We start from the raw sequence: 20574 nt of genomic DNA, 5'->3' as shown, positions 1-20574 counted from the left end.
GTTAGCGGAACATCGCGCTGATCGATTCTTCATTGCTGATACGGCGAACCGCTTCAGCGACTATCGGGGCAATATCCAGTTGGCGAATACGCGAACAGGATTGCGCGGCAGCGGACAGCGGGATGGTGTTGGTCACCACCAGCTCGTCGAGTACGGAGTTTTCAATGTTCTCGATCGCACGCCCCGAGAGTACCGGGTGGGTGCAGTAGGCGAAGACCTTGGCGGCGCCATGTTCTTTCAGCGCTTTGGCCGCGTGGCACAGGGTGCCGGCGGTATCCACCATGTCATCGACCAGGATGCAGGTACGGCCTTCCACGTCGCCGATGATGTGCATCACTTCGGACTGGTTGGCTTTCTCGCGACGCTTGTCGATGATCGCCAGGTCAACACCCAGGGATTTGGCGACCGCACGTGCACGCACCACGCCACCGATGTCCGGGGAGACAATCATCATGTTTTCGAAGCGTTGGTCTTCGATATCGTCCACCAGTACTGGCGAGCCGTAGATGTTATCTACCGGGATATCGAAGAAGCCCTGAATCTGATCCGCGTGCAGGTCGACGGTAAGAACCCGGTCGATGCCTACTACGGTGAGCATGTCGGCCACGACTTTGGCGCTGATTGCCACGCGGGCGGAGCGCGGTCGGCGATCCTGGCGGGCATAGCCGAAGTAGGGGATGACAGCAGTGATTCGGGTGGCTGAGGAGCGGCGGAAGGCGTCGGCCATCACTACCAGTTCCATCAGGTTGTCGTTGGTTGGCGCGCACGTCGGCTGAATCAGGAAAACGTCTTTACCGCGAACGTTTTCGTTGATTTCAATCATGATTTCGCCGTCGGAAAATTTACCGACAGAGGCATCGCCGAGGGGGATGTGCAGCTGACGTACGATACGTCGCGCCAGATCGGGGTTAGCGTTCCCCGTAAAGACCATCATCTTGGACACGCGCAGTACCTGCCGGCTGAGGGTATACCTGGATGAGTATAGAAAATGGCAGGGGCGGCTGGATTCGAACCAACGCATGGCAGGATCAAAACCTGCTGCCTTACCGCTTGGCGACGCCCCTGTATCGTGTGTAACCCAATGCTGCTTGTCAGTTTATCGCTGCCCTAGGGCAGTAATGGCAGGGGCGGCTGGATTCGAACCAACGCATGGCAGGATCAAAACCTGCTGCCTTACCGCTTGGCGACGCCCCTGTAACTGATGCTACGCATTCACTTCTTTGCCAATACTTCAAGCTCGCGGTGCAACATCGAGATGTTACGACCTTGTGCCACAAAACTTGGCAGAGTGGCTGGAAGTTGGCGGGCGACTTTATCAGCATCGTCCCTGTTTGGGAAGCTCCCAAACACACAAGCTCCAGTGCCAGTCAATTTTGCCGATACATATTTATTCAATAAGATCAGCGCGTTACGTACTTCTGGGTAACGCTTCTCGACGACTGGCTGGCAGTCATTACGACCACCCCCCTCAAGAAGGCTGCGAACTTTAATGGGCGGCGTATCCCGTGTCAACTCAGGGTCGGAGAAAACTTTCACAGTACTGACAAGTACTTGCGGAATTGCCACGAGAAACCAGGGCTCGCCGAGGGTCACCGGGGTGAGTTTTTCACCGATACCTTCGGCGAAGGCGGCACGGCCGCGGACGAAAACCGGTACGTCGGCACCCAGGGTCAGGCCCAGGCCCGCCAGGCGCTCTTCGTCCCAGTGCAGGTGCCAGAGGCGGTTAAGGCCGAGCAGGGTGGTCGCCGCATCCGAGCTGCCGCCGCCGATCCCTCCGCCCATGGGGAGGTGCTTGCTCAGCCAGATGTCGGCACCCAGCACGCAGCCCGCCTGCTGTTGCAGGGTGCGGGCGGCGCGTACGATCAGGTTGCTGTCGTGCGCCACGCCGGGGATGTCGCTGTGCAGGCGGATTGCGCCATCTGCACGCACGGCAAAACCCAGCTCGTCGCCGAAGTCGAGAAACTGGAACAGGGTCTGCAGCTCGTGATAGCCGTCGGCGCGGCGGCCGAGGATATGCAGCATCAGGTTGAGTTTGGCCGGTGCCGGCAGCCTCAGTTCGGCGGCGGCGGGTATTGCCGGCGGGGTCATTGGCCGAGCTGGCGCGGTTGCCAGTCCTTGATCACCAGGGTGACTTGCAAATCGTGACCGCTCAGCTTGAGGCGCTCGGGTAGCCAGTAACCATCCTGTTCGGCGTAGCGCAAGTACTCGACCTGCCAGCCGTCCTGGCTCAGGTGGGCCAGGCGGCTGTCGCGGTCGAGGGTCAGGCGACTTTTGCTGTCGGGCGCTGGCAGGCCGCGAATCCACCACAGCAGGTGCGAGACCGGCAGATTGAGGCCCAGCTGTTGCTGCAGCAGTTGTTCGGGTGAGGCGGCCTGGTAGCGGCCCTGGTTGGCGACTTCCAGCTGCAGGTCGCCGGGGCGCCCGGTCAGGCGAGCGGCGCCGCTGCCGAGCGGGCCGGACAGGCGAATGTCGTAATAGTCCTGGCGTTGCAGCCAGAACAGGGTGCCGCTGCCGGAATCCTGTGGGGCGCGAATACCGACCTTGCCGCTGATTTGCCAGGCGTCGAGTCTGCCGATCTGTTGTTTATGGCTTTGCCAGAGCGCCGGGCTGCCTTCCCCTTCGAGGGATTCGCGGGAGGTCAGGCTGGTACAGCCGGCGAGCAGGGCTATCAAGCCGAATACTAGGAGCGGGCGAGCAAGCATCAAAACGTCTCTGATCCGGTCAGGCGCAGCAGGGTGCTGCGCAATAAAATGCTGTCAGGTTGTTGCTTGAGGGCATTGGCCCAGACTTTGCGCGCTTCACGCTGCTTGCCCTGGGCCCACAGCACTTCGCCGAGGTGGGCGGCGACTTCGTGGTCGGGGAAGCGTGCCAGCGCCTCGCGCAGCAGGCGTTCGGCTTCGTCGAGGTGGCCCAGGCGATAGTTGACCCAGCCGAGGCTGTCGAGAATCGCCGGGTCTTGCGGGTTGAGTCGCAGGGCTTGTTCGATCAGCTGCTTGGCTTCGTCATAGCGCGTGGTGCGATCGGCCAGGGTGTAACCCAGTGCGTTAAGCGCCATGCTGTTGTCCGGCTCGCGTTCGAGAATAAACCGCAGATCCTGCTCCAGCAGTTTCAGGTCGTCGCGTTTCTCGGCGAGCATGGCGCGGGTATAGAGCAGGTTAAGGTCATCGGGGAATTGCTCCAGTGCCTGCTGCGCCACTTGCCAGGCTTGATCGTTCTGGTCGTGGCTGGCGAGGGCTTCCGTTTCGATCAGGTAGAGCTGAATCGCATAATCAGGCTGCGCTGTACGGGCCTCGCTCAGAAGTTGTGAGGCTTCTGTCGAGCGCTTGTTGTCGAACAGCAGTTGCGCCTGGCGCGCTTGGGCCGGGAGAAAGTCATTGCCGGGGCCGACCAGCGAATATTCGATCAGGGCGCTGTCCGCTTCGCCAAGGGCCTCATAGGCTCGGGCCAGGTTGTAGTGGGCGGCATCGGCATGGCTGTCACGTTCGACCAGCTCTTCGAGGTAGACGATGGCCTCGCGCCAGGCTTCGGCTTCCAGGCAGACCAGGGCGAGCGAGAAACGCAGGTCATCGTCCTGGGGGAACTGTTGCAGCAGCGAGGCGAACTCGCCTTTGGCGTCTTCCAGGCGGTCCTGCTCGACCAGCAGGCGGGCATAGGTCAGGCGCAGGCGCTTGTCGTCAGGGTGCAGCTTGATGCCTTTTTGCAGCAGTGGCAGGGCTTCATCGCCACGCTTGAGGCTTTGCAGCAGCCGTGCATGGAGCAGCAGTGGAGGGATGTCGTCCTGGTTGGCCGATTGTGTCTCGAGCAGCTCGAGGGCTTCCTGCGGGCGCTCGTCCTGCTGCAGGAGCAAGGCCTTGCCGAATAGCAGTTGGCCGTTGTGTGGGTATTTGCTCTGCAGGCGATCGAAGCTTTGCAGCAGGCCGGCGCGGGTATCCGGATCGGTTTCGATGGCGGACAGGGCGAGGAAGTCGAAGTGAGTACTGCCTTTGCGTTGCAGCACCTGCTCCATATAGACCATGGATTCGTCATAGCGGCCGGCGCGGGCCAGTTGAATGGCGGCGGCGCGCTGGGCTTCGAGGCTGTCGGGGGCGTTTTTCGCCCAGATCAGTGCGGTGTCCAGCGCCGCTTGCTCGGCGCCGAGGTATTCGGCAATCCGGAAGCCGCGCTCGGCCACGCCGGCGTCCTGGGTTACCTGGGCCTGCTGCACGTAGTTGCCGATGGCGATATCGAAGCGATTGCGTTGCCCGGCCAGTTCGGCGGTGAGCAAGGCGAACAGGGTTTCCTTGCTGAACGAACCATAGGCCTCGGGCTTCGGCGCTTCAGCTACAGGAGAGGCCTCTTCCACTGGCGGTGTGCCGTCTGGCGAGGAGGAGGTGAATGTCTGGCAGCCACCTAGCAAGGCAAGGGCGGCCAGCAGTGCGAATGATCTATTCATAGGGAGAATGGCGACTTACCTGCGGTCGGGTCATCATGACACAAGCCTTAGGGCAAGCCCATGGGGCTAAGCTCGATAGCTGATGGGTGCCTCATACGACAATATTCGGCGGTAGTTGTTCTCACTCTGTCGAAGTAGGACAATTGCGCGCTTATCTCCCTCTCAGCGACTTTGCATGGCCTTTATTGCCCTCGGTATCAACCATAAAACCGCTTCGGTGGCCGTACGCGAGCGCGTGGCTTTTTCCCCGGAGCAGTTGGTCGAGGCCCTGCAGCAGCTCTGCCGGTGCACGGCCAGCCGTGAGGCGGCGATTCTGTCGACCTGCAACCGCAGCGAGCTGTACCTCGAACAGGACGCGCTGAGCGTCGACGGGGTGCTGGTCTGGCTGGCCGAGTACCACAAGCTCAGCCTCGACGAACTGCGTGCCTGCGCCTATGTGCTCGAGGACGATGCTGCGGTGTGCCATATGATGCGGGTGGCCTCGGGGCTGGATTCGATGGTGCTGGGCGAACCGCAGATTCTCGGGCAGATGAAGTCCGCCTATGCCGTGGCGCGCGAGGCCGGTACCGTCGGGCCTTTGCTCGGGCGCTTGTTTCAGGCCACTTTCAGCACGGCCAAGACGGTACGTACCGATACCGCGATCGGCGAGAATCCGGTTTCGGTGGCGTTTGCCGCGGTGAGCCTGGCCAAGCAGATCTTCAGCGACCTGCACCGTAGCCAGGCGCTGCTCATCGGTGCAGGCGAGACCATCAGTCTGGTGGCGCGGCATCTGCACGAGCAGGGCGTCAAGCGCATCGTGGTGGCCAACCGCACCCTGGAGCGCGCCAGCAGCCTGGCCGAGCAGTTCGGTGCGCATGCGGTGCTGCTCTCGGACATCCCACAGGAGCTGGTGCACAGCGACATCGTCATCAGCTCGACGGCCAGCCAGTTGCCGATTCTCGGCAAGGGCGCGGTTGAAAGTGCGCTGAAGCAGCGCCGGCACAAGCCGATCTTCATGGTCGATATCGCCGTGCCGCGGGATATCGAGGCCGAGGTCGGCGAGCTCGACGATGTCTACCTGTATACCGTCGACGACCTGCACGAGGTGATCGCGGAGAACCTGAAGAGCCGCCAGGGTGCGGCGGAGGCGGCCGAAGAACTGGTTGCCGTCGGTGCCGAGACGTTCATGCTGCGTCTGCGCGAGCTGGCCGCGGTGGATGTGCTCAAGGCTTATCGCCAGCAAGGCGAGCGCATGCGTGACGAGGAACTGGCCAAGGCCCTGCGCCTGCTCGGTAACGGCGGTGCACCCGAGGATGTGCTGGTCCAGCTGGCACGCGGACTGACCAACAAGCTGTTGCATGCGCCCAGCGTGCAGCTGAAAAAACTCTCTGCCGACGGGCGCGTCGATGCGCTCGGTGTGGCCCAAGAACTCTTTGCCCTCGATGAGGGCGCGCCGTCCAACAAAGGCTTGCAATGAAAGCGTCACTGATCAACAAACTCGACATGCTGCAGGATCGCTTCGAAGAGCTGACCGCGCTGCTTGGCGATGCCGAGGTGATCGGCAATCAGAACCAGTTCCGCGCTTATTCCCGGGAATATGCCGAGATCGAGCCGGTTAATAGCGCGTTTCGGGCGTTTCGCAAAGTGCAGGCCGACCTGGAGAGTGCCCAGGCACTGCTCAAAGACAGCGACCCGGACATGCGCGAAATGGCCGAGGAAGAAGCCAACGAGGCTAAAGAAAAGCTGATCGAGCTGGAGGAAAGCCTGCAGCGCATGCTGTTGCCGAAAGACCCCAGCGACGGCCGCAATGTCTTTCTCGAAGTGCGCGCCGGGACCGGCGGCGACGAGGCGGCGATCTTCTCCGGCGACCTGTTCCGCATGTATTCGCGCTATGCCGAGCGGCGTGGCTGGCGGGTCGAGATTCTTTCGGCCAGCGAAGGTGAGCACGGCGGCTACAAGGAAGTGATTGCCCGGGTCGAAGGCGACAATGTCTACGGCAAGCTCAAGTTCGAGTCCGGCGCCCACCGCGTCCAGCGGGTTCCGGAAACCGAATCCCAGGGCCGCATCCACACCTCGGCGTGCACCGTGGCGGTGTTGCCCGAGCCGGATGAGCAGGCCGCCATCGACATCAATCCGGCCGACTTGCGCATCGACACCTACCGCTCATCCGGTGCCGGTGGTCAGCACGTCAACACCACCGACTCGGCGATCCGCATCACCCACATTCCCACCGGCACCGTGGTCGAATGTCAGGAAGAGCGTTCCCAGCACAAGAACCGTGCGCGGGCCATGGCCTGGTTGTCGGCCAAGTTGAAGGATCAGCAGGAAGCCGCCGCGCACAAGGAAATTTCCGACACGCGCAAATTGCTGGTGGGCTCCGGTGACCGATCCGAGCGGATTCGTACCTACAACTTCCCCCAGGGCCGGGTCACCGACCACCGCATCAACCTGACCCTGTATTCGCTCAATGAAGTGATGGCCGGTGGCGTCGACGCGGTGATCGAACCGCTGCTCGCCGAATACCAGGCCGACCAGTTGGCCGCGTTGGGCGATTGATCTGCGGCGGATAACCGATACCTTGTTAGGGTGGCAAACGCCGCGCGCTTGTCCACCCTACGACTCTCTACCAGACGAATGTCATGGCCACCATCGAAGCCCTGCTCAACACTGCCGAACTGCCCGACTCGCCGACGCCGCGGCTGGATGCCGAGCTGTTGCTCGCCCACGCCCTGGGCAAGTCGCGCAGCTACCTGCACACCTGGCCCGAGCGTGAAGTCGACGCCGAACCGGGCGCGCGTTTTGCCGCCGACCTGGCGCGGCGCCAGGCCGGCGAGCCGGTGGCGCATATCCTCGGTCGTCAGGGCTTCTGGACTCTGGAGCTGGACGTCGCGGCGCACACCCTGATTCCCCGCCCGGACACCGAATTGTTGGTGGAAAGCGCGTTGGCGCTGATTTCGGCCACGCCCGCGGCGGTGCTCGATCTGGGTACCGGCACCGGCGCGATTGCCCTGGCCCTGGCCAGTGAACGGCCGGCCTGGCAGGTAAGCGGGGTCGATCGGGTGGCGGAGGCGGTGGCTCTGGCCGAGCGCAACCGCGCGCGGCTCAAGTTGGCCAATGCGCATTTCAGCGAGAGTCACTGGTTTGCGGCTCTGGCCGGCCAGCGTTATCAGCTGATCGTCAGCAACCCGCCGTATATCGCCGCCGACGATCATCATCTGGGCGAGGGCGATCTGCGCTTCGAACCGAGCAGTGCGCTGGTGGCCGGGGTCGATGGGCTGGACGATATTCGCCTGATCATCGAGCAGGCACCGACCTATCTCGAAACCGGCGGCTGGCTGCTGCTGGAACACGGCTTCGACCAGGCCGGCGCGGTGCGCGAACTGCTGGTTGCGCGTGGTTTCAGCGCGGTGGAGAGCCGGCGTGACCTGGGTGGCCATGAGCGTATCAGCCTCGGACGTTACCACCATGAGTGAGCAGAACATGCTGAACGATGACGAACTGCTGCGCTACAGCCGGCAGATCCTGGTGCAACAGATCGATATCGACGGCCAGTTGCGCCTCAAGCACAGCCGCGCGTTGATCGTCGGCCTGGGTGGGCTGGGCTCGCCGGTGGCGCTGTACCTGGCCGCAGCCGGGGTTGGCGAATTGCACCTGGCGGATTTCGACACGGTCGACCTGAGCAACCTGCAGCGGCAGATCGTCCATGACAGCCAGAGTGTCGGCCAGAGCAAGGTCGACTCGGCCTCGCGGCGCCTGCTGGCGATCAATCCGCAGCTGCGCCTGCACAGCCATCGACAGGCGCTGGACGGCGACTCGCTGGCGGCGGCGGTCGGCGCGGTGGATCTGGTGCTGGACTGTTCGGACAACTTCGCCACCCGCCTGGCGGTCAACGCCGCCTGTGTGGCGGCCAAGGTGCCACTGGTCAGTGGCGCGGCGATTCGTCTGGAAGGGCAGCTCTCGGTGTTCGACCCCCGGCGTGCCGACAGTCCCTGTTATCACTGCCTGTACGGCCACGGCAGCGAAGCCGAACTGACCTGCAGCGAGGCCGGCGTGGTCGGTCCGCTGGTGGGCTTGGTCGGCAGCTTGCAGGCCCTGGAAGCCCTGAAACTGCTGGCGCAGTTCGGTGAGCCGCTGGTCGGCCGCTTGCTCCTGATCGATGCGCTGGGCTCGCGTTTTCGTGAACTGCGGGTCAAGCGTGATCCGGCCTGCAGCGTCTGCGGCGGGGCTGGCAGTGAGTAATAACGCGCCAATCGGCGTATTCGATTCCGGCGTCGGCGGTTTGTCGGTGCTACGCGAGATTCGTCAACTGCTGCCCAGGGAGTCGCTGCTGTATGTGGCCGACAGCGGCCATGTGCCTTATGGCGACAAAAGCCCGGAATTCATCCGCGAGCGCTGCCGGCTGCTGGCCGAGTTTCTCCTCAACCAAGGCGCCAAGGCGCTGGTGCTGGCCTGCAACACCGCAACCGCAGCCGGAATTGCCGAATTGCGCGAGCTGTACCCGCAGTTGCCGATCGTCGGCATGGAGCCCGCGGTCAAGCCGGCCGCCGCCGCGACCCGCTCGGGGGTGGTGGGTGTACTGGCCACCACCGGTACCCTGAAAAGTGCCAAATTCGCCGCCTTGCTCGACCGCTTCGCCAGCGATGTGCGGGTGATTACCCAGCCTTGTCCAGGCCTGGTCGAGTGTATCGAAGCCGGTGAGCTGGATGGCGCGCAGACCCGCGCCATGCTGCGCGGCTGGGTGCAGCCACTGCTGGCCGAGGGCTGCGACACGCTGATCCTCGGCTGTACCCATTACCCCTTTATCAAGCCATTGCTGCGCGAGTTGCTGCCCGAGTCGGTCAGCCTGATCGACACCGGTGCGGCTGTGGCGCGGCACCTGCAGCGCATGCTCGCCGAACGCGAGCAGTTGGCTTGTGGGCCAGCGCAGGTTGCGCGCTTCTGGTCGAGTGCCGAGCCGCTGCGCATGCAGGCGGTATTGCCCGGGTTATGGGGCGAGATGGCGCAGGTGAGGGCGCTGTGAGTGTGCCAGGACGGCACCTTTATGGATTACCAGCCTTTCGCTAAGAGCAAACATTTCTATACTCCCAGCAGCGAAGGGTGGAACTTCCTCCACCGGGTGAAAAAGGATACTCCCATGAACAAGCTGTTTTCTGCCGCTGCGCTGGCGGTCTTGACTCTAGGCTTGGTTAGCGCCGCGCATGCGGCCGATGTGACTTTCGCAGTGGGCAGCACCGATGAGTCGACCATGATTTACCGGGTCGGTGCTCAGTTCGACTTCAACCACCGCTGGATGGACAGCGCTACCGGCCACCTGGGTGGCTACTGGGATGCCGGTTATACCTACTGGGAAGGCGACAAGACGGCCGCCAACCATAGCCTGTCGTTCAGTCCGGTGTTCGTCTATGAATTCAGCGGGGTCAACGTGCGGCCTTATATCGAGGCTGGCGTCGGCGTGGCCTTCTTCTCCCACACCGAGCTGGAAGGCAGCAACCTGGGCTCGTCCTTCCAGTTCGAGGATCGCCTCGGCTTGGGCCTGCGCTTTGCCGCTCAGGAAGTCGGCCTGCGCGTGCTGCACTACTCCAATGCCGGGCTGAAGGAGCCGAACAATGGCATCGAGGCCTACACCCTGCATTACCGGTTGAGTTTCTAGGGCGCGGCAAACAAAAAATCGGCCCGGGGGCCGATTTTTTTGCGTCTGCAATAAGTCCACTATCAGCGATAGATGCTGGTCATGCCGCGGCGCTCGTCTAGGCACTCGGGTGAGGCGGTCTCGAATTCGCGGCAGATCAGCGGGCGCACCTCGTAGATGGTGCAGCGCATGGTGTCGCGATCCAGCGCCGCACACCAACCGTCATCCAGCCGATGCATGACTTCGCCGCCCCAGTCGTCGGCGGCGATAAAGCGTGGCGGCACGCCGGTGTCGGTGATCAGCATGACTTCCAGCTGGCAGCAGCATGCTGCGCAGTTGGAGCAACTGACGGCGACTTCGTTGGGCAACTGTGTGAGTGGGATCTGGCGGCTGTCGGTCATGACGGCAGTGTACGCCATGTCTGCCTCCCGGTTGTTCGGCTGTCGACGTAGGGTGAATGGCGCTTTTGCTTACCGGGGATGAGCCAGGCGGCTCTTGCCTGGTTGCGGCGGGCTTTCATCCTAGGTCGATTGGCGCGTGCGCAGGCTTTGCTCGTATTGGCTGCGGTAGAGTTTGGCGAAGCCATGCAGCACGGGCAGCACCAGGGCCCAGATCAGGGCGAGCAACAGCAGGGTTTGCCAGGTGCCGTACGGCAGGCCGACTCCTGCGATCTGCGCGCCGGCATAGTAGGACAGCGGTCCGGCACAGGCTCCGAGCAGGCTGGCACGCCACCAGGGCCGGGCGGTCCAGGCCAGGCACTGGTTGAGTGTGGTCGCCAGCAATAGCCAGAGCAGGGCTAGCCAGAGTGGAATCAGGCTGCGCGGCTCGCCGAAGTCGAACACCCCGAGGTTGAGCAAGAAGCTGTCCAGGGCGCTGCCGGCGAGAAAGACGCTGATCAGCAGCTTGCCCTCGGCGGCCCAGCTGCTGACCCAGAGCAGATGCACCGCCAATGCCAGCCCGACTAGCAGCAGCCACGGGCCGTCGCCGCCGAATACGCAGGCGAACCAGCCGAGCTGGAAGAGGAGGGCGTTGGCGATCAGTTTAGGCATCGAATTTTCCTAGCAGGGGTTGCGGTTGCGCCGCCGGCTTGGCCAGCAGCAATTGCGCGGTGCCGATGGTGCGCTCGATGAAGCCGCCCTCGCAATAGCACAGGTAGAACTCCCAGAGCCGATAGAAATGTTCGTCATAGCCGAGTTGCTCGAGCTTGTGTCGTGCTTGCTGCAGGTTGGCGTGCCACAGGTGCAGGGTGCGCGCGTAATGCAGGCCGAAGTCTTCCATGTGATGCAGGTTCATATCGGTCTTGGCGGTGATGATCTCGAGCATCTTCTGCACCGAGGGCAGCGCGCCGCCGGGGAAGATGTAGCGCTGGATGAAGTCGACACTGTGCTTCGCCTGCTCGTAGCGCTGGTCGCGGATGGTGATGGCTTGCAGCAGCATCAGCCCGTCAGCTTTCAGCAGCTGCGCACACTGCTTGAAGTAGGTCGGCAGGAAGCGGTGGCCGACCGCTTCGATCATCTCGATCGACACCAGCTTGTCATATTGGCCGCTGAGGTCGCGGTAGTCCTCCAGCAGCAGGGTGATACGCTCGCCCAGGCCGAGTTCGGCGATACGTCGCTGCGTGTAGGCATACTGCTCCTTCGACAAGGTGGTGGTGGTCACCTTGCAGCCGTAATGGGTGGCAGCATGGATCGCCATGCTGCCCCAGCCAGTACCGATTTCCAGCAGGTGGTCGCTGGGCTTGAGCGCCAGTTTCTGGCAGATGCGCTCAAGCTTGTTCAGCTGCGCCTGCTCCAGGCTGTCTTGCGGGCTGGCGAACATGGCGGCGGAGTACATCATGGTCGGATCGAGTAACTGCTCGAACAACTCGTTGCCGAGGTCATAGTGGGCGGCGATGTTCTGGCGCGAGCCCTTGCGGGTATTGCGGTTAAGCCAGTGCAGGCCCTGCACGAACGGGCGGCCGAACTGGGCCAGGCCACGCTCCATGGCGTCCAGCAGGTCCAGGTTGCTGACGAACACGCGGATCACCGCGGTCAGATCGGGGGAACTCCAGTAGCCGTGGATATAGGCCTCGCCCGCGCCGATCGAGCCATTACCGGCAACCAGGCCCCAGAGCGCACCGTCCAGTACTCTGATTTCGGCGCGCAGGCTGGCGTCGGCATCGCCGAACTCCAGGTAATCATCGCCATCGATGAGCCGCAGGTGGCCATGGCGCAGCTGACCCAGTTGGCGTAGTACGGCGCGGCGCAGCAGGCTGGCGCCAATGCCGCTGCCGGCACGCACCGAGGTTTTCGCGGATGACAGGCTAGAGCTCTTCATGGGGCACATCCTTCGATACTGGGCGAGCGACACGGAATTCACCTACCGCGGCTCGATGACTGAATAAGGGCAGGCGCTTGAACAGCAGGCGCAGGGCTTGCCAGTAGATGGCCGCGACGGTCTTGCCGGTCATCCAGGGAAAACTGCGCAGGTAGGCATGCAGGCTGGCGCGGTCGAGCTCACGGCGCTGCAGGCTGAGGCTGGCGTCGAACACCTTGGTTGCGCCCTGGCCGTCTGCCGTCCAATCGGCCATGTGGATACCCAGGCGTTTACCCGGCGGGCTGAAGGCCATGCGGTATTCCAGTTCGCGCGGCAGAAAGGGCGAGACATGAAAGGCCTTGGCCACGGCGAAGTGTTGATGGCCTTGGCCGTCTGCCGGCAGCACATAGTGATAGCGCTCGCGCCAGGGCGTATTGCTCACCTCGCAGAGGATCGCGGCCAGGCGGCCGTTGGTGTCATGGCAGTAGAAGAAGCTCGCCGGATTGAAGGCCAGGCCCCAACTGCGCGGTTGGGTCAGCAGGCAGATCGAGCCTTGCGGCGTATGGCCCAGGGCGGCGCCGACCCGCTGGCGCACGGCATCGCTCAGGCTGACCCCGGCGCGGGTGAATTGCGGCAGGTAGTCCGTCTCGCGAAAGGCGAACGGCGCCCAGCGGCCATTGCCGGCCAGGGGCGAGAGGTCGAACAGTTGCTGCTGCTCGTCCAGATCCAGGTAGAGCAGGCCCATGCGGTAGCGGAAGGCGTGCGTCTTGGGGGCGAAGCGCCGGTGCTGCACCCAGCCGCTGTACAGGGCGCTGTTCATCACAGCACCTCGCCGAAGGCGTGCGCCACACGCAGGGCGCTGACCACGCCGTCTTCATGGAAGCCGTTGGCCCAGTAGGCGCCGCAGAAATAACTGTGCTGGGCGCCGAGCAATTCTTCCCAGCGCGCCTGCGCGGCCATGCCGGCCAGGCTGTATTGCGGGTGGGCGTAGCGGTAGCGCGCGAGGATCTTGGTCGGGTCGATCAGCGCCGTCTGATTCAGGCTGACGCAGAAGGTGGTGTCGCTCTGAATGCCCTGGAGGATGTTCATATTGTAAGTCACCGCCGCCGGCTGGTTGCTCGGCCCACCCAGGCGATAGTTCCAGCTGGCCCAGGCCAGGGGGCGCTTGGGCAGCAGGCGAGTGTCGCTGTGCAGCACCACATCGTTGTCGGCATAGGGCAGGGCACCGAGAATCTCCTGCTCAGCCTGCGAGGGGTGGGCAAGCAGCTTGAGGGCCTGGTCGCTGTGGCAGGCGAACACCACCTTGTCGAAGCGTTCGCTGCCGGCAGTGCTGTGCAGGGTCACGCCTGCCTCATCGCGCTCGACCCGCTGCACCGGGCAGTTCAGGCGAATATGCTGCTGGAACGGCGCGCTCAATGGCGCCACATAACTGCTCGAACCGCCTTCGACCACGCACCACTGCGGGCGGTTGCTAACCGACAACAGGCCATGGTTCTTGAAGAAGCGCACGAAGAATTGCAGGGGGAAATCGAGCATGTCGGTCAGCGACATCGACCAGATCGCTGCCCCCATCGGCACTATGTAGTGCTGGGTGAAGCGTTCGCCATAGCCGCGTTGCTTGAGGTAGTCACCCAGGGTGGTGGCGGCATCGATGCGGTTGTGCTGCAGATCGTCCAGCGCCTCGCGGTTGAAGCGCAGGATGTCGCGCACCATGCCGATGAACTTTGGCGACAGCAGGTTGCTGCGCTGGGCGAACAGGCTGTTGAGGTTATTGCCGTTGTACTCCACGCCGCTGAGTGGATCAGTTACCGAGAAGCTCATTTCGGTGGGCTTGAAGCCAATCCCGAGCTGGTCGAGCAGGCGAATGAAGTTCGGGTAGGTCCAGTCGTTGAACACAATAAAGCCAGTGTCCACCGCATAGCTTTTGCCATCGACAGTGACGTTCACCGTATGGGTATGGCCGCCCACCCAGTCGCCAGCCTCGAACACGGTGATTTCATGGTGTCGATTGAGCAGGTAGGCGCTGGTCAAGCCGGCGATACCACTGCCGATAATGGCGATTTTCATACGCTGTCCTTGGAAGTACGCGCCATGCGCTTGCCGATGGCCACTTGCAGGCGTTTGGGGAGGTGAGCCAGGAGCAGAAGGATGGCTATGAATGGTCCGGGAAACGCGATCTCGTAGGGCTGCTTATCCAGTCGATCGGCGATATGGCGGACGGCCTTGTCCACCGGCCAGCGCATCGGCATGGCAAAGTCATTTTTCTGCGTCAGCGGCGTGTCGACGAAGCCAGGGCTTACCACGGTGACGGCGATGCCCTCGGCCGCCAGGTCGATGCGCAGCGCCTCCAGCAGGTAGCGCATGCCCGCCTTCGAGGCGCCGTAGGCCTCGGCGCGCGGCAGCGGCAGGTAGGTCACCGAACTGCCAACCCCGACCAGGTGTGGTGCATGTCCCAGGCGTAGCAGTGGCAGCGCCGCTTCGATGCAGTAGCTGGCAGAGAACAGATTGGCCCGCACCACCCGTTCGATCATGGCGGCCTCGAAGCGCTGTACGTCGACGTATTCGCAGGTGCCGGCATTCAGGATCACGGTGTCCAGCGCCCCCCATGCCTGTGCGATGCGTTCGCCAATCGCCCGTACCTGGGCGGCATCGCTGAGATCGCCGGCGGCGACCAGGACCTGTTCTGGGTAGCGCTCGGCCAGGGCGTTCAGGGGTTCGCTGGTGCGCGCACTGAGTGCCAAGCGATGGCCGCGTTGCAGCAGCAGTTCGGCCAGTGCCGCGCCGATGCCGCTGCTGGCGCCGGTGAGCCAGATGTGCCTCATGCCAGTCGCCTCTTCAGCCAGCGGATGGCCTGGCCAAGTAGTGGCAGGTGCTCGTAGAGCAGGCTGCCGGCATCGAAGAAATCGCGGTGCTGATGGACCTTGTCGGTCCACAGCAGGTGCGAGCAGCCTTCCACGCGGATCAGTTGGCCGGCGGCTAGGCGCGGGTGGCGGTAGCTCATGGTCCAGCGCAGGTAGCCTTCGCCCGGACGCACCTGATCGAAGCCATAGAAGTCGAAGCGCAGTTCGCTGACGTTGGCGTACATCTCGGCGAAATAGCGCTGCATGTCGGCCAGCCCGCGCACCTCATGCAGGGGGTCGCGGAACAGCACATCGTCGCTGTACAACTCGCCGAGGCGCTCGAGGTTGTCCTTGTTCAGGGTCTCGAAGACCTGGGCGAACTGGCGCAGGAAGTCGCTCATACCGGTGTCTCCTTTGCCAGGTGCGGCAGGCGCCTGAAGGCTGCCAGGGCGCGGGAGCGGCTGCTGGCGAGGTCGACCATCGGCCGCGGGTAATCCGCCACACCGAACAAGCCGCCCATGGTCGCTGGATTGTGGATGTCCTTGTTATTCAAACCGGCCAATTCCGGCAGCCAGTGGCGGATAAAGCTGCCGTCCGGGTCGAATCGCTGCGATTGGCTGAGTGGGTTGAAGAGGCGGAAGTAGGGGGTGGAGTCGGTACCGGTCGACGAACTCCACTGCCAGCCGCCATTGTTGGCCGCCAGGTCGCCGTCGATCAGGTGGCGCATGAAGAAGCGCTCGCCTTCGCGCCAGTCGATCAGCAGGTTCTTGGTCAGGAACATCGCCACGATCATACGCAGGCGGTTATGCATCCAGCCGCAGGCGAGCAGTTGGCGCATCGCCGCATCGATGATCGGAAAGCCGGTACGCCCTTGTTGCCAGGCGGCCAGTTCGTTCGGCGCCTGGCGCCAGGCCAGTGCATCGGTTTCCGGACGAAAGGCGCGATGCATGGAGACGCGCGGGTAGCCGACCAGGATGTGTTTATAGAACTCGCGCCAGAGCAGTTCGTTGATCCAGGTGACGATGCCGCTGTTGCCGCTGTCGAACTCGCCCTGATTGGCTTGCAGGGCGGCGTGCAGGCACTGGCGTGGCGACAGCACACCGGCGGCGAGGTAGGCGGACAAGCGGCTGGTGCCGGGTTTGGCCGGGAAGTCGCGTTCGTTCTGGTAGTAGCTGATCTGCTCGTCGGTGAAGTCCAGCAGGCGTCTGTTGGCTTCCTCCTCGCCGGCCGGCCAGAGCAGGCGCAGGCTGGCGTCGGGTTGGCTAAAGCCGGGCACCACGCCGGGAATGGGGTCACTGGCGATAGTCAGTGGCGCTTGCGCGGCCGGGCGCCTGATCAGCGCGGGCAGGGCACTGTGCAAGCGCTGGTAGCAGACCTTGCGGAATTGGCTGTAGACCTGGAAGTAGCTGCCGGACTTGGTCAGCACGCTGCCGGGCCGGAAAAATAGCTGATCGAGGTGGCTGTGGAAATTGATCCCGAGCGCGTCCAGGGCCTGGGCCACCGCCTGGTCGCGGCGACTTTCGTGGACGCCATATTCCTCGTTGACCTGGACCGCGGCAATCCGCAGCTGCTGGCACAGCTCGGCGATTACCCGCGGTGCGGCGCTCCAGTCGTCGGCCTGACGCACCAGCAAGGGCACGTTGAGTGCGGCCAGTTCGCGCGTCAGTTCGGCCAGGTTGCGCAGCCAGAAATCGACCTTGCTCGGCGCATCGTCATGGGCTTGCCATTGCGCGGGGCTGAGCAGGAACAGCGCGACCGTTGGCCCGGCCGCCATGGCCGCGGCCAGTGCGCTGTTGTCCTGCACCCGCAGATCGGTGCGCAGCCATAGCAGTTGTGGCATGTTCATGGGGTGTCCAGCAGGTTGAGGTCGGAGAGGATTTGCAAGGCGCTCAGGGGGTCTGGCGCCATGCCCAGCGCGCTGTTCTGTCGAGTCAGGGCCTGCAACTCCTGATGATGGATGTGCGCCGCCGGGCCGATGACCAGGCACGGGCAGGCGTATCCCGCCTGCAGGCGCGGCCAGTGCGCGCTGTTCAGCGCCTGGCTGGAATAGAGCAGCAGTGCCTTGGGCTGGATGTGCTCTACGGCCATGGCCAGCTCCGCCGGCGGCACTGGCCAGTCGAAAACGTCGACCGCCGCGCCGGCGCTGCTGGCCAGCCAGGCGGTGAGCCACAGTCCCGGCTCCATCGGCAAGTCGGAAAGATTGACCAGCAGCAGGGGGGCGCCGCCCTGCTGGCGGTTGTTGTGGTAGATCCGCGCGCCGAGCTTGCTGCGCAGCCAGGAGTAGAAAAATACCGTCTCGGCCTGGGCGCCGAACTGGCCGCGCCAGCGCAGCTCAAGGGCTTCGAGCAGTGGCAGCAGCAGCTGCTTGCACAGGGTATGCGGTGGGTAGAGGGCCAGCTCGCTATTGAAACACTCGTCCAGGCGCCGTTCGGCCAGGTTGCAGATGGCTGCCTGCAGGCGTTGGCACTTCTCGTCCCACTGCGAGGTGGCTTCGGCAAACGCCGGCTGATTGGCGCGCAGCAGACCTTTGACCTGGCCAACCGAGACGCCGCGGTTGAGCCAGGTGAGGATGGTCTGGATCTGTGCCACATGGTCGTCCGAGTAGAGCCGGTGCCCCTTGGGCGTGCGGTGCGGCACGATCAGGCCATAGCGGCGTTCCCAGGCCCGCAGGGTCACGGCGTTCACGCCAGTAAGCCGGGCAACCTCGCGAATGGGCCGAAAACCCTCGGCCAGTGCGTGCTGGTAGTCATCGCCGGCGGCTGCGGCGGTGTCGCGCTGAGTGAGGTCATCCATGATCAGAGCGCATTACGCAGGCTGAGGTTTTCTGGGTGGGGTTGCAGGTAAACCTGCGTGGCCAGGTAGTCGTGCGGATGGCGGCGCAAGTGGTGCTTGAGCAAGGTCAGGGGCACTACCAACGGCACTATGCCGTTGCGGTACTGGCCAATCAGCTGCTGCATTTCCTGCCGGTCCGCGCTGCTCAGGGCTAGCTTGAAATAGCCACTGAGGTGCTGCAGCGTGTTGCTGTGGGTGCGCCGGGTCGCGCACTTTTTCAGCGCCGCCATCAGCTCGCTGAAGTAACGCGGCGCCAATTCCTGCAGATCATGCTGGTGCAGGTTGCCGAGCAGGCGGCCGAGTGCCTTGTATTGCAGCGGATGGGTGGCCATCAACAGGTACTTGTAGCGCGAGTGGAAGTCCAGCAGGGTCTTGCGGGTCAGGCCGTCGCGCAGCAGTTGTTGCCATTGCGCGTAGGCGTAAACGCGGGTGATGAAATTCTCGCGCAGGATGGGATCATTGAGCCGGCCGTCTTCCTCTACCGGCAAGTCCGGGCGGCGGGCGCAGAATGCCTCGGCGAAGATACCGCGGCCCTTGGGTTCACTGGGGCGACCGTTGTCCTGGTAAACCTTGACGCGCTCCAGGCCACAGGACGGCGATTGCTGCATGAAGATGTAGCCGCAGATGTCATCCAGTGCTCCCGCCATCTGCGCGCCGTAGGCGGCCAGCGGTTCAGTGACGTCACGCTCGCGCTGCACGGTCCCCACTGCGCGCGGGGCGGCGGGGTCGCCGACCAGGCGGATGGGTTCGCGCGGGGTGCCCAGACCAATCGCCACTTCCGGGCACAGCGGGACGAAATCGAAATACTCGGTGAGGGTGCGGCTGCACAGCCGTGATTCCTTGTGGCCGCCGTTGTAGCGTACTTCAGCGCCCAGCAGGCAGGCGCTTATGGCGAGTCTAGGCTTGCTGGAGGCGACTTGGAGCGGGTTCATGGCACGACCTCTGCTGGTTACTTGTACATGATGGTGTGGATGTACAACTTGTGATCATCATAGCGTGATTGTTGTACAGGTCAAATTATTTGTACAACTGTTGTAAGGTTTTATCGGCCGGACAAGTAAGGGCCGCTGCGCTGGGCGCTGTCGGCGGCTCGGTGGCATGGGCTATGAAGAGGAGGGGGGCGGCTAAACGTGTTTGGCAGGGGGGAGTGCGCAGACTTGCCGTTGCAGCAGGCTGATCGAGGGTGAGCTACTTCCAGCCCATGTGCCAGCTCAGGGCATCTTCCAGGATGCGCCAGTCCAGGCGCTGGCAGCGTTGGCTGAGCACTGCCTGCAGTTCGACCTGCAGCACCTGGCCCTGTTCGTCGCAGAATAATTCGCTGACCAGGAAGTGTTTTTCGCGGTTTTGCGGCTGCACCGCTGTCCATTTGGACAGCAGCAGTTTGCGTGGGTTGAGGCGGTGCCTGGCCCCCTCGGTTGCGCGCTTGTTCATTGCCGGTGCGCCAGCAATTTGCGCGCCGCGTCCTGGCCGCTTAGCCAGGCGCCTTCGACTCGGCCGGACAGGCACCAGTCGCCGCAGGCATACAGGCCCAGGCCAGCGTCAGCCAGCGAACCCCATTGGTGGGCGCTGGCAGGACGGGCGTAGAGCCAGCGGTGCGCCAGGCTGAAGATGGGCGCAGGTAAGGCGCAGTCGATCAGCTCGGCGAAGGCGCCGTGCAAGTGTTCGATTACCGCCTCCTTGGGCATGTCCAAGTGCTGTTTGCTCCAACTGCTGCTGGCATGCAGCACCCAGGTGTCCGGGTTGCCGTCACGACCGGGTTTGCTGCGGTTGCGCGTCAGCCAGTCGAGCGGGTTGTCCTGCACGAAGCAGCCGTCGACCTTGGTATCCAGTGGCTGGGCGAAGGCCAGGGCGACGGCCCAGGTCGGCTCCATGACCACGCTGGCAGCGGCGCCGGCGAGTTTAGGGGCGGCCGCCAGCAGGGCGCTGGCTTGCGATGCTGGAGCGGCGATCACCACTTGGCTGAAGGGGCCGTGGCTTTGGCCTTCGGCGTCTTGCAGGTGCCAGTGCTGCGTCCCGCGGAAGACTTCGGTGATCCGGCAGGAGAAGTGCACCGGCAAGGCGCCGAGCATGGCGCGGGTAATGGCACTCATGCGCGGGTTGCCGACCCAGCGCACCTGCTCGTCCGGCGAGGCGCTGAGCTGACCGTTGCGGCTGTGATAGAGGTTCGGCATCCATTCGGCGGCCCAGCCGCGCGCCTGCCATTGCTGAACCACCTCGACGAAGCGGCGATCGCGGGCGGTAAAGTACTGCGCGCCCAGATCCAGGGCGCCGACATCACTGCGCTTGCTGGCCATGCGGCCGCCGCTGCCACGGCTTTTTTCAAACAGGTGAACCTCATGTCCGGCGGCGTGAAGGGCTTGGGCGGCAGACAGTCCGGCGATGCCGGTGCCGATGATGGCGATGGGTGCGGTCATGATCTACCTCTTGTTTTAGAGCGCTAGGCTACGCTTTAGACAAAACCTATACAATATTCATTGTATGTATAGGGCTTATCGGATTCAATCGTGCCTTTATATATTAAAGACAATCCTGACCCGGATTAAAGGCACGCTGCCCCGTCATAAACC

General features: G+C 63.4%; 22 protein-coding genes and 2 tRNA genes. 6 read left to right on the top strand and 18 right to left on the bottom strand.

Features of this window, described 5'->3' with window-relative positions; translation table 11 throughout:
* Position 1: 1 nt before the first annotated feature.
* The 6 genes from LJY18_RS13320 to LJY18_RS13295 form a co-directional block, all read right to left on the bottom strand.
* Positions 2 to 943, bottom strand: a complete 942-nt coding sequence (locus LJY18_RS13320) for a ribose-phosphate pyrophosphokinase (RefSeq protein ID WP_238042289.1) — start codon at positions 941 to 943, stop codon at positions 2 to 4.
* 46 nt (positions 944 to 989) lie between these two features.
* Positions 990 to 1064, bottom strand: a tRNA-Gln gene (locus LJY18_RS13315).
* Positions 1065 to 1119: 55 nt separating this feature from the next.
* Positions 1120 to 1194 (bottom strand) — tRNA-Gln (locus tag LJY18_RS13310).
* Positions 1195 to 1212: 18 nt separating this feature from the next.
* Positions 1213 to 2088 carry a 4-(cytidine 5'-diphospho)-2-C-methyl-D-erythritol kinase gene (ispE, locus tag LJY18_RS13305; protein ID WP_238042288.1) on the bottom strand — a complete coding sequence of 292 codons (876 nt, stop codon included), beginning with the start codon at positions 2086 to 2088 and terminating at the stop codon, positions 1213 to 1215.
* Complete coding sequence (gene lolB, locus LJY18_RS13300) at positions 2085 to 2702, bottom strand: lipoprotein insertase outer membrane protein LolB (protein ID WP_238042287.1); 618 nt, start codon at positions 2700 to 2702, stop codon at positions 2085 to 2087. Before lolB ends, ispE begins: the two co-directional genes overlap by 4 nt.
* Positions 2702 to 4432 (bottom strand): tetratricopeptide repeat protein, encoded by a 1731-nt coding sequence (locus LJY18_RS13295; protein WP_238042286.1) that lies wholly within the window; start codon positions 4430 to 4432, stop codon positions 2702 to 2704. The genes lolB and LJY18_RS13295 overlap by 1 nt, the downstream gene beginning before the upstream one ends.
* Before the next feature lie 175 nt (positions 4433 to 4607).
* Between LJY18_RS13295 and hemA the strand changes: the two genes are divergently transcribed.
* From hemA to LJY18_RS13265, 6 genes are all read left to right on the top strand, one after another.
* Positions 4608 to 5888, top strand: a complete 1281-nt coding sequence (hemA, locus tag LJY18_RS13290; protein WP_238042285.1) for a glutamyl-tRNA reductase — start codon at positions 4608 to 4610, stop codon at positions 5886 to 5888.
* Complete coding sequence (prfA, locus tag LJY18_RS13285; protein WP_238042284.1) at positions 5885 to 6967, top strand: peptide chain release factor 1; 1083 nt, start codon at positions 5885 to 5887, stop codon at positions 6965 to 6967. The genes hemA and prfA overlap by 4 nt, the downstream gene beginning before the upstream one ends.
* A gap of 83 nt (positions 6968 to 7050) precedes the next feature.
* Positions 7051 to 7884, top strand: coding sequence for a peptide chain release factor N(5)-glutamine methyltransferase (gene prmC / locus LJY18_RS13280; protein ID WP_238042283.1), 834 nt, complete (start codon positions 7051 to 7053; stop codon positions 7882 to 7884).
* A gap of 7 nt (positions 7885 to 7891) precedes the next feature.
* Positions 7892 to 8650 (top strand): molybdopterin-synthase adenylyltransferase MoeB, encoded by a 759-nt coding sequence (locus tag LJY18_RS13275; RefSeq protein ID WP_238042329.1) that lies wholly within the window; start codon positions 7892 to 7894, stop codon positions 8648 to 8650.
* Complete coding sequence (gene murI, locus LJY18_RS13270; RefSeq protein WP_238042282.1) at positions 8643 to 9431, top strand: glutamate racemase; 789 nt, start codon at positions 8643 to 8645, stop codon at positions 9429 to 9431. The genes LJY18_RS13275 and murI overlap by 8 nt, the downstream gene beginning before the upstream one ends.
* A gap of 114 nt (positions 9432 to 9545) precedes the next feature.
* Entirely contained in the window at positions 9546 to 10061 is a 516-nt protein-coding gene (locus LJY18_RS13265; protein ID WP_238042281.1) for an acyloxyacyl hydrolase, read from the top strand.
* A 62-nt stretch (positions 10062 to 10123) separates the two neighbouring features.
* On the opposite strand, the gene LJY18_RS13260 is transcribed toward LJY18_RS13265, so the two are convergent.
* The 12 genes from LJY18_RS13260 to LJY18_RS13205 form a co-directional block, all read right to left on the bottom strand.
* Positions 10124 to 10441 carry a YkgJ family cysteine cluster protein gene (locus LJY18_RS13260; RefSeq protein WP_238042328.1) on the bottom strand — a complete coding sequence of 106 codons (318 nt, stop codon included), beginning with the start codon at positions 10439 to 10441 and terminating at the stop codon, positions 10124 to 10126.
* Positions 10442 to 10561: 120 nt separating this feature from the next.
* Entirely contained in the window at positions 10562 to 11089 is a 528-nt protein-coding gene (locus LJY18_RS13255) for a DUF2878 domain-containing protein (RefSeq protein ID WP_238042280.1), read from the bottom strand.
* On the bottom strand, positions 11082 to 12356 hold the full coding sequence (locus LJY18_RS13250; protein WP_238042279.1) for an SAM-dependent methyltransferase: 1275 nt from the start codon (positions 12354 to 12356) through the stop codon (positions 11082 to 11084). The genes LJY18_RS13255 and LJY18_RS13250 overlap by 8 nt, the downstream gene beginning before the upstream one ends.
* Positions 12343 to 13155: a DUF1365 domain-containing protein gene (locus LJY18_RS13245; protein WP_238042278.1), complete on the bottom strand. Its 813-nt coding sequence runs from the start codon at positions 13153 to 13155 to the stop codon at positions 12343 to 12345. Before LJY18_RS13245 ends, LJY18_RS13250 begins: the two co-directional genes overlap by 14 nt.
* Complete coding sequence (locus LJY18_RS13240; RefSeq protein WP_238042277.1) at positions 13155 to 14402, bottom strand: NAD(P)/FAD-dependent oxidoreductase; 1248 nt, start codon at positions 14400 to 14402, stop codon at positions 13155 to 13157. The genes LJY18_RS13245 and LJY18_RS13240 overlap by 1 nt, the downstream gene beginning before the upstream one ends.
* Complete coding sequence (locus LJY18_RS13235) at positions 14399 to 15157, bottom strand: SDR family NAD(P)-dependent oxidoreductase (protein WP_238042276.1); 759 nt, start codon at positions 15155 to 15157, stop codon at positions 14399 to 14401. The genes LJY18_RS13240 and LJY18_RS13235 overlap by 4 nt, the downstream gene beginning before the upstream one ends.
* A complete protein-coding gene (locus LJY18_RS13230; protein WP_238042275.1) occupies positions 15154 to 15576 on the bottom strand; it encodes a nuclear transport factor 2 family protein in 423 nt (140 codons plus the stop codon). The genes LJY18_RS13235 and LJY18_RS13230 overlap by 4 nt, the downstream gene beginning before the upstream one ends.
* Positions 15573 to 17021 carry a deoxyribodipyrimidine photo-lyase gene (gene phrB, locus LJY18_RS13225; RefSeq protein WP_238042274.1) on the bottom strand — a complete coding sequence of 483 codons (1449 nt, stop codon included), beginning with the start codon at positions 17019 to 17021 and terminating at the stop codon, positions 15573 to 15575. The genes LJY18_RS13230 and phrB overlap by 4 nt, the downstream gene beginning before the upstream one ends.
* Positions 17018 to 17968 carry a MerR family transcriptional regulator gene (locus LJY18_RS13220; RefSeq protein ID WP_238042273.1) on the bottom strand — a complete coding sequence of 317 codons (951 nt, stop codon included), beginning with the start codon at positions 17966 to 17968 and terminating at the stop codon, positions 17018 to 17020. Before LJY18_RS13220 ends, phrB begins: the two co-directional genes overlap by 4 nt.
* A gap of 2 nt (positions 17969 to 17970) precedes the next feature.
* Complete coding sequence (locus LJY18_RS13215) at positions 17971 to 18939, bottom strand: YbgA family protein (RefSeq protein ID WP_238042272.1); 969 nt, start codon at positions 18937 to 18939, stop codon at positions 17971 to 17973.
* 256 nt (positions 18940 to 19195) lie between these two features.
* Entirely contained in the window at positions 19196 to 19438 is a 243-nt protein-coding gene (locus tag LJY18_RS13210; protein WP_238042271.1) for a TIGR02450 family Trp-rich protein, read from the bottom strand.
* A complete protein-coding gene (locus LJY18_RS13205) occupies positions 19435 to 20421 on the bottom strand; it encodes an NAD(P)/FAD-dependent oxidoreductase (protein WP_238042270.1) in 987 nt (328 codons plus the stop codon). The genes LJY18_RS13210 and LJY18_RS13205 overlap by 4 nt, the downstream gene beginning before the upstream one ends.
* Between the last annotated feature and the right edge of the window lie 153 nt (positions 20422 to 20574).

The sequence above is a fragment of the Pseudomonas sp. MMS21 TM103 genome, from assembly GCF_022132145.1.
In the GTDB taxonomy this organism is placed as follows: domain Bacteria; phylum Pseudomonadota; class Gammaproteobacteria; order Pseudomonadales; family Pseudomonadaceae; genus Aquipseudomonas.
The sequence above is the reverse complement of the archived record's forward strand: the minus strand, read 5'-3'. Positions and strand labels throughout refer to the sequence as shown.

Bases quoted from the DNA above. Each gene is read 5' to 3' on its own strand.
- LJY18_RS13245 (WP_238042278.1), bottom strand. From the start codon at position 13,155: ATGAACAGCGCCCTGTACAGCGGCTGGGTGCAGCACCGGCGCTTCGCC.
- LJY18_RS13295 (WP_238042286.1), bottom strand. From the start codon at position 4,432: ATGAATAGATCATTCGCACTGCTGGCCGCCCTTGCCTTGCTAGGTGGC.
- LJY18_RS13255 (WP_238042280.1), bottom strand. From the start codon at position 11,089: ATGCCTAAACTGATCGCCAACGCCCTCCTCTTCCAGCTCGGCTGGTTC.
- LJY18_RS13210 (WP_238042271.1), bottom strand. From the start codon at position 19,438: ATGAACAAGCGCGCAACCGAGGGGGCCAGGCACCGCCTCAACCCACGC.
- LJY18_RS13265 (WP_238042281.1), top strand. From the start codon at position 9,546: ATGAACAAGCTGTTTTCTGCCGCTGCGCTGGCGGTCTTGACTCTAGGC.
- prfA (WP_238042284.1), top strand. From the start codon at position 5,885: ATGAAAGCGTCACTGATCAACAAACTCGACATGCTGCAGGATCGCTTC.
- LJY18_RS13205 (WP_238042270.1), bottom strand. From the start codon at position 20,421: ATGACCGCACCCATCGCCATCATCGGCACCGGCATCGCCGGACTGTCT.
- LJY18_RS13220 (WP_238042273.1), bottom strand. From the start codon at position 17,968: ATGGATGACCTCACTCAGCGCGACACCGCCGCAGCCGCCGGCGATGAC.
- lolB (WP_238042287.1), bottom strand. From the start codon at position 2,702: ATGCTTGCTCGCCCGCTCCTAGTATTCGGCTTGATAGCCCTGCTCGCC.
- LJY18_RS13235 (WP_238042276.1), bottom strand. From the start codon at position 15,157: ATGAGGCACATCTGGCTCACCGGCGCCAGCAGCGGCATCGGCGCGGCA.
- LJY18_RS13275 (WP_238042329.1), top strand. From the start codon at position 7,892: ATGCTGAACGATGACGAACTGCTGCGCTACAGCCGGCAGATCCTGGTG.
- LJY18_RS13240 (WP_238042277.1), bottom strand. From the start codon at position 14,402: ATGAAAATCGCCATTATCGGCAGTGGTATCGCCGGCTTGACCAGCGCC.
- prmC (WP_238042283.1), top strand. From the start codon at position 7,051: ATGGCCACCATCGAAGCCCTGCTCAACACTGCCGAACTGCCCGACTCG.
- hemA (WP_238042285.1), top strand. From the start codon at position 4,608: ATGGCCTTTATTGCCCTCGGTATCAACCATAAAACCGCTTCGGTGGCC.
- LJY18_RS13250 (WP_238042279.1), bottom strand. From the start codon at position 12,356: ATGAAGAGCTCTAGCCTGTCATCCGCGAAAACCTCGGTGCGTGCCGGC.
- ispE (WP_238042288.1), bottom strand. From the start codon at position 2,088: ATGACCCCGCCGGCAATACCCGCCGCCGCCGAACTGAGGCTGCCGGCA.
- LJY18_RS13230 (WP_238042275.1), bottom strand. From the start codon at position 15,576: ATGAGCGACTTCCTGCGCCAGTTCGCCCAGGTCTTCGAGACCCTGAAC.
- LJY18_RS13260 (WP_238042328.1), bottom strand. From the start codon at position 10,441: ATGACCGACAGCCGCCAGATCCCACTCACACAGTTGCCCAACGAAGTC.
- phrB (WP_238042274.1), bottom strand. From the start codon at position 17,021: ATGAACATGCCACAACTGCTATGGCTGCGCACCGATCTGCGGGTGCAG.
- LJY18_RS13215 (WP_238042272.1), bottom strand. From the start codon at position 18,939: ATGAACCCGCTCCAAGTCGCCTCCAGCAAGCCTAGACTCGCCATAAGC.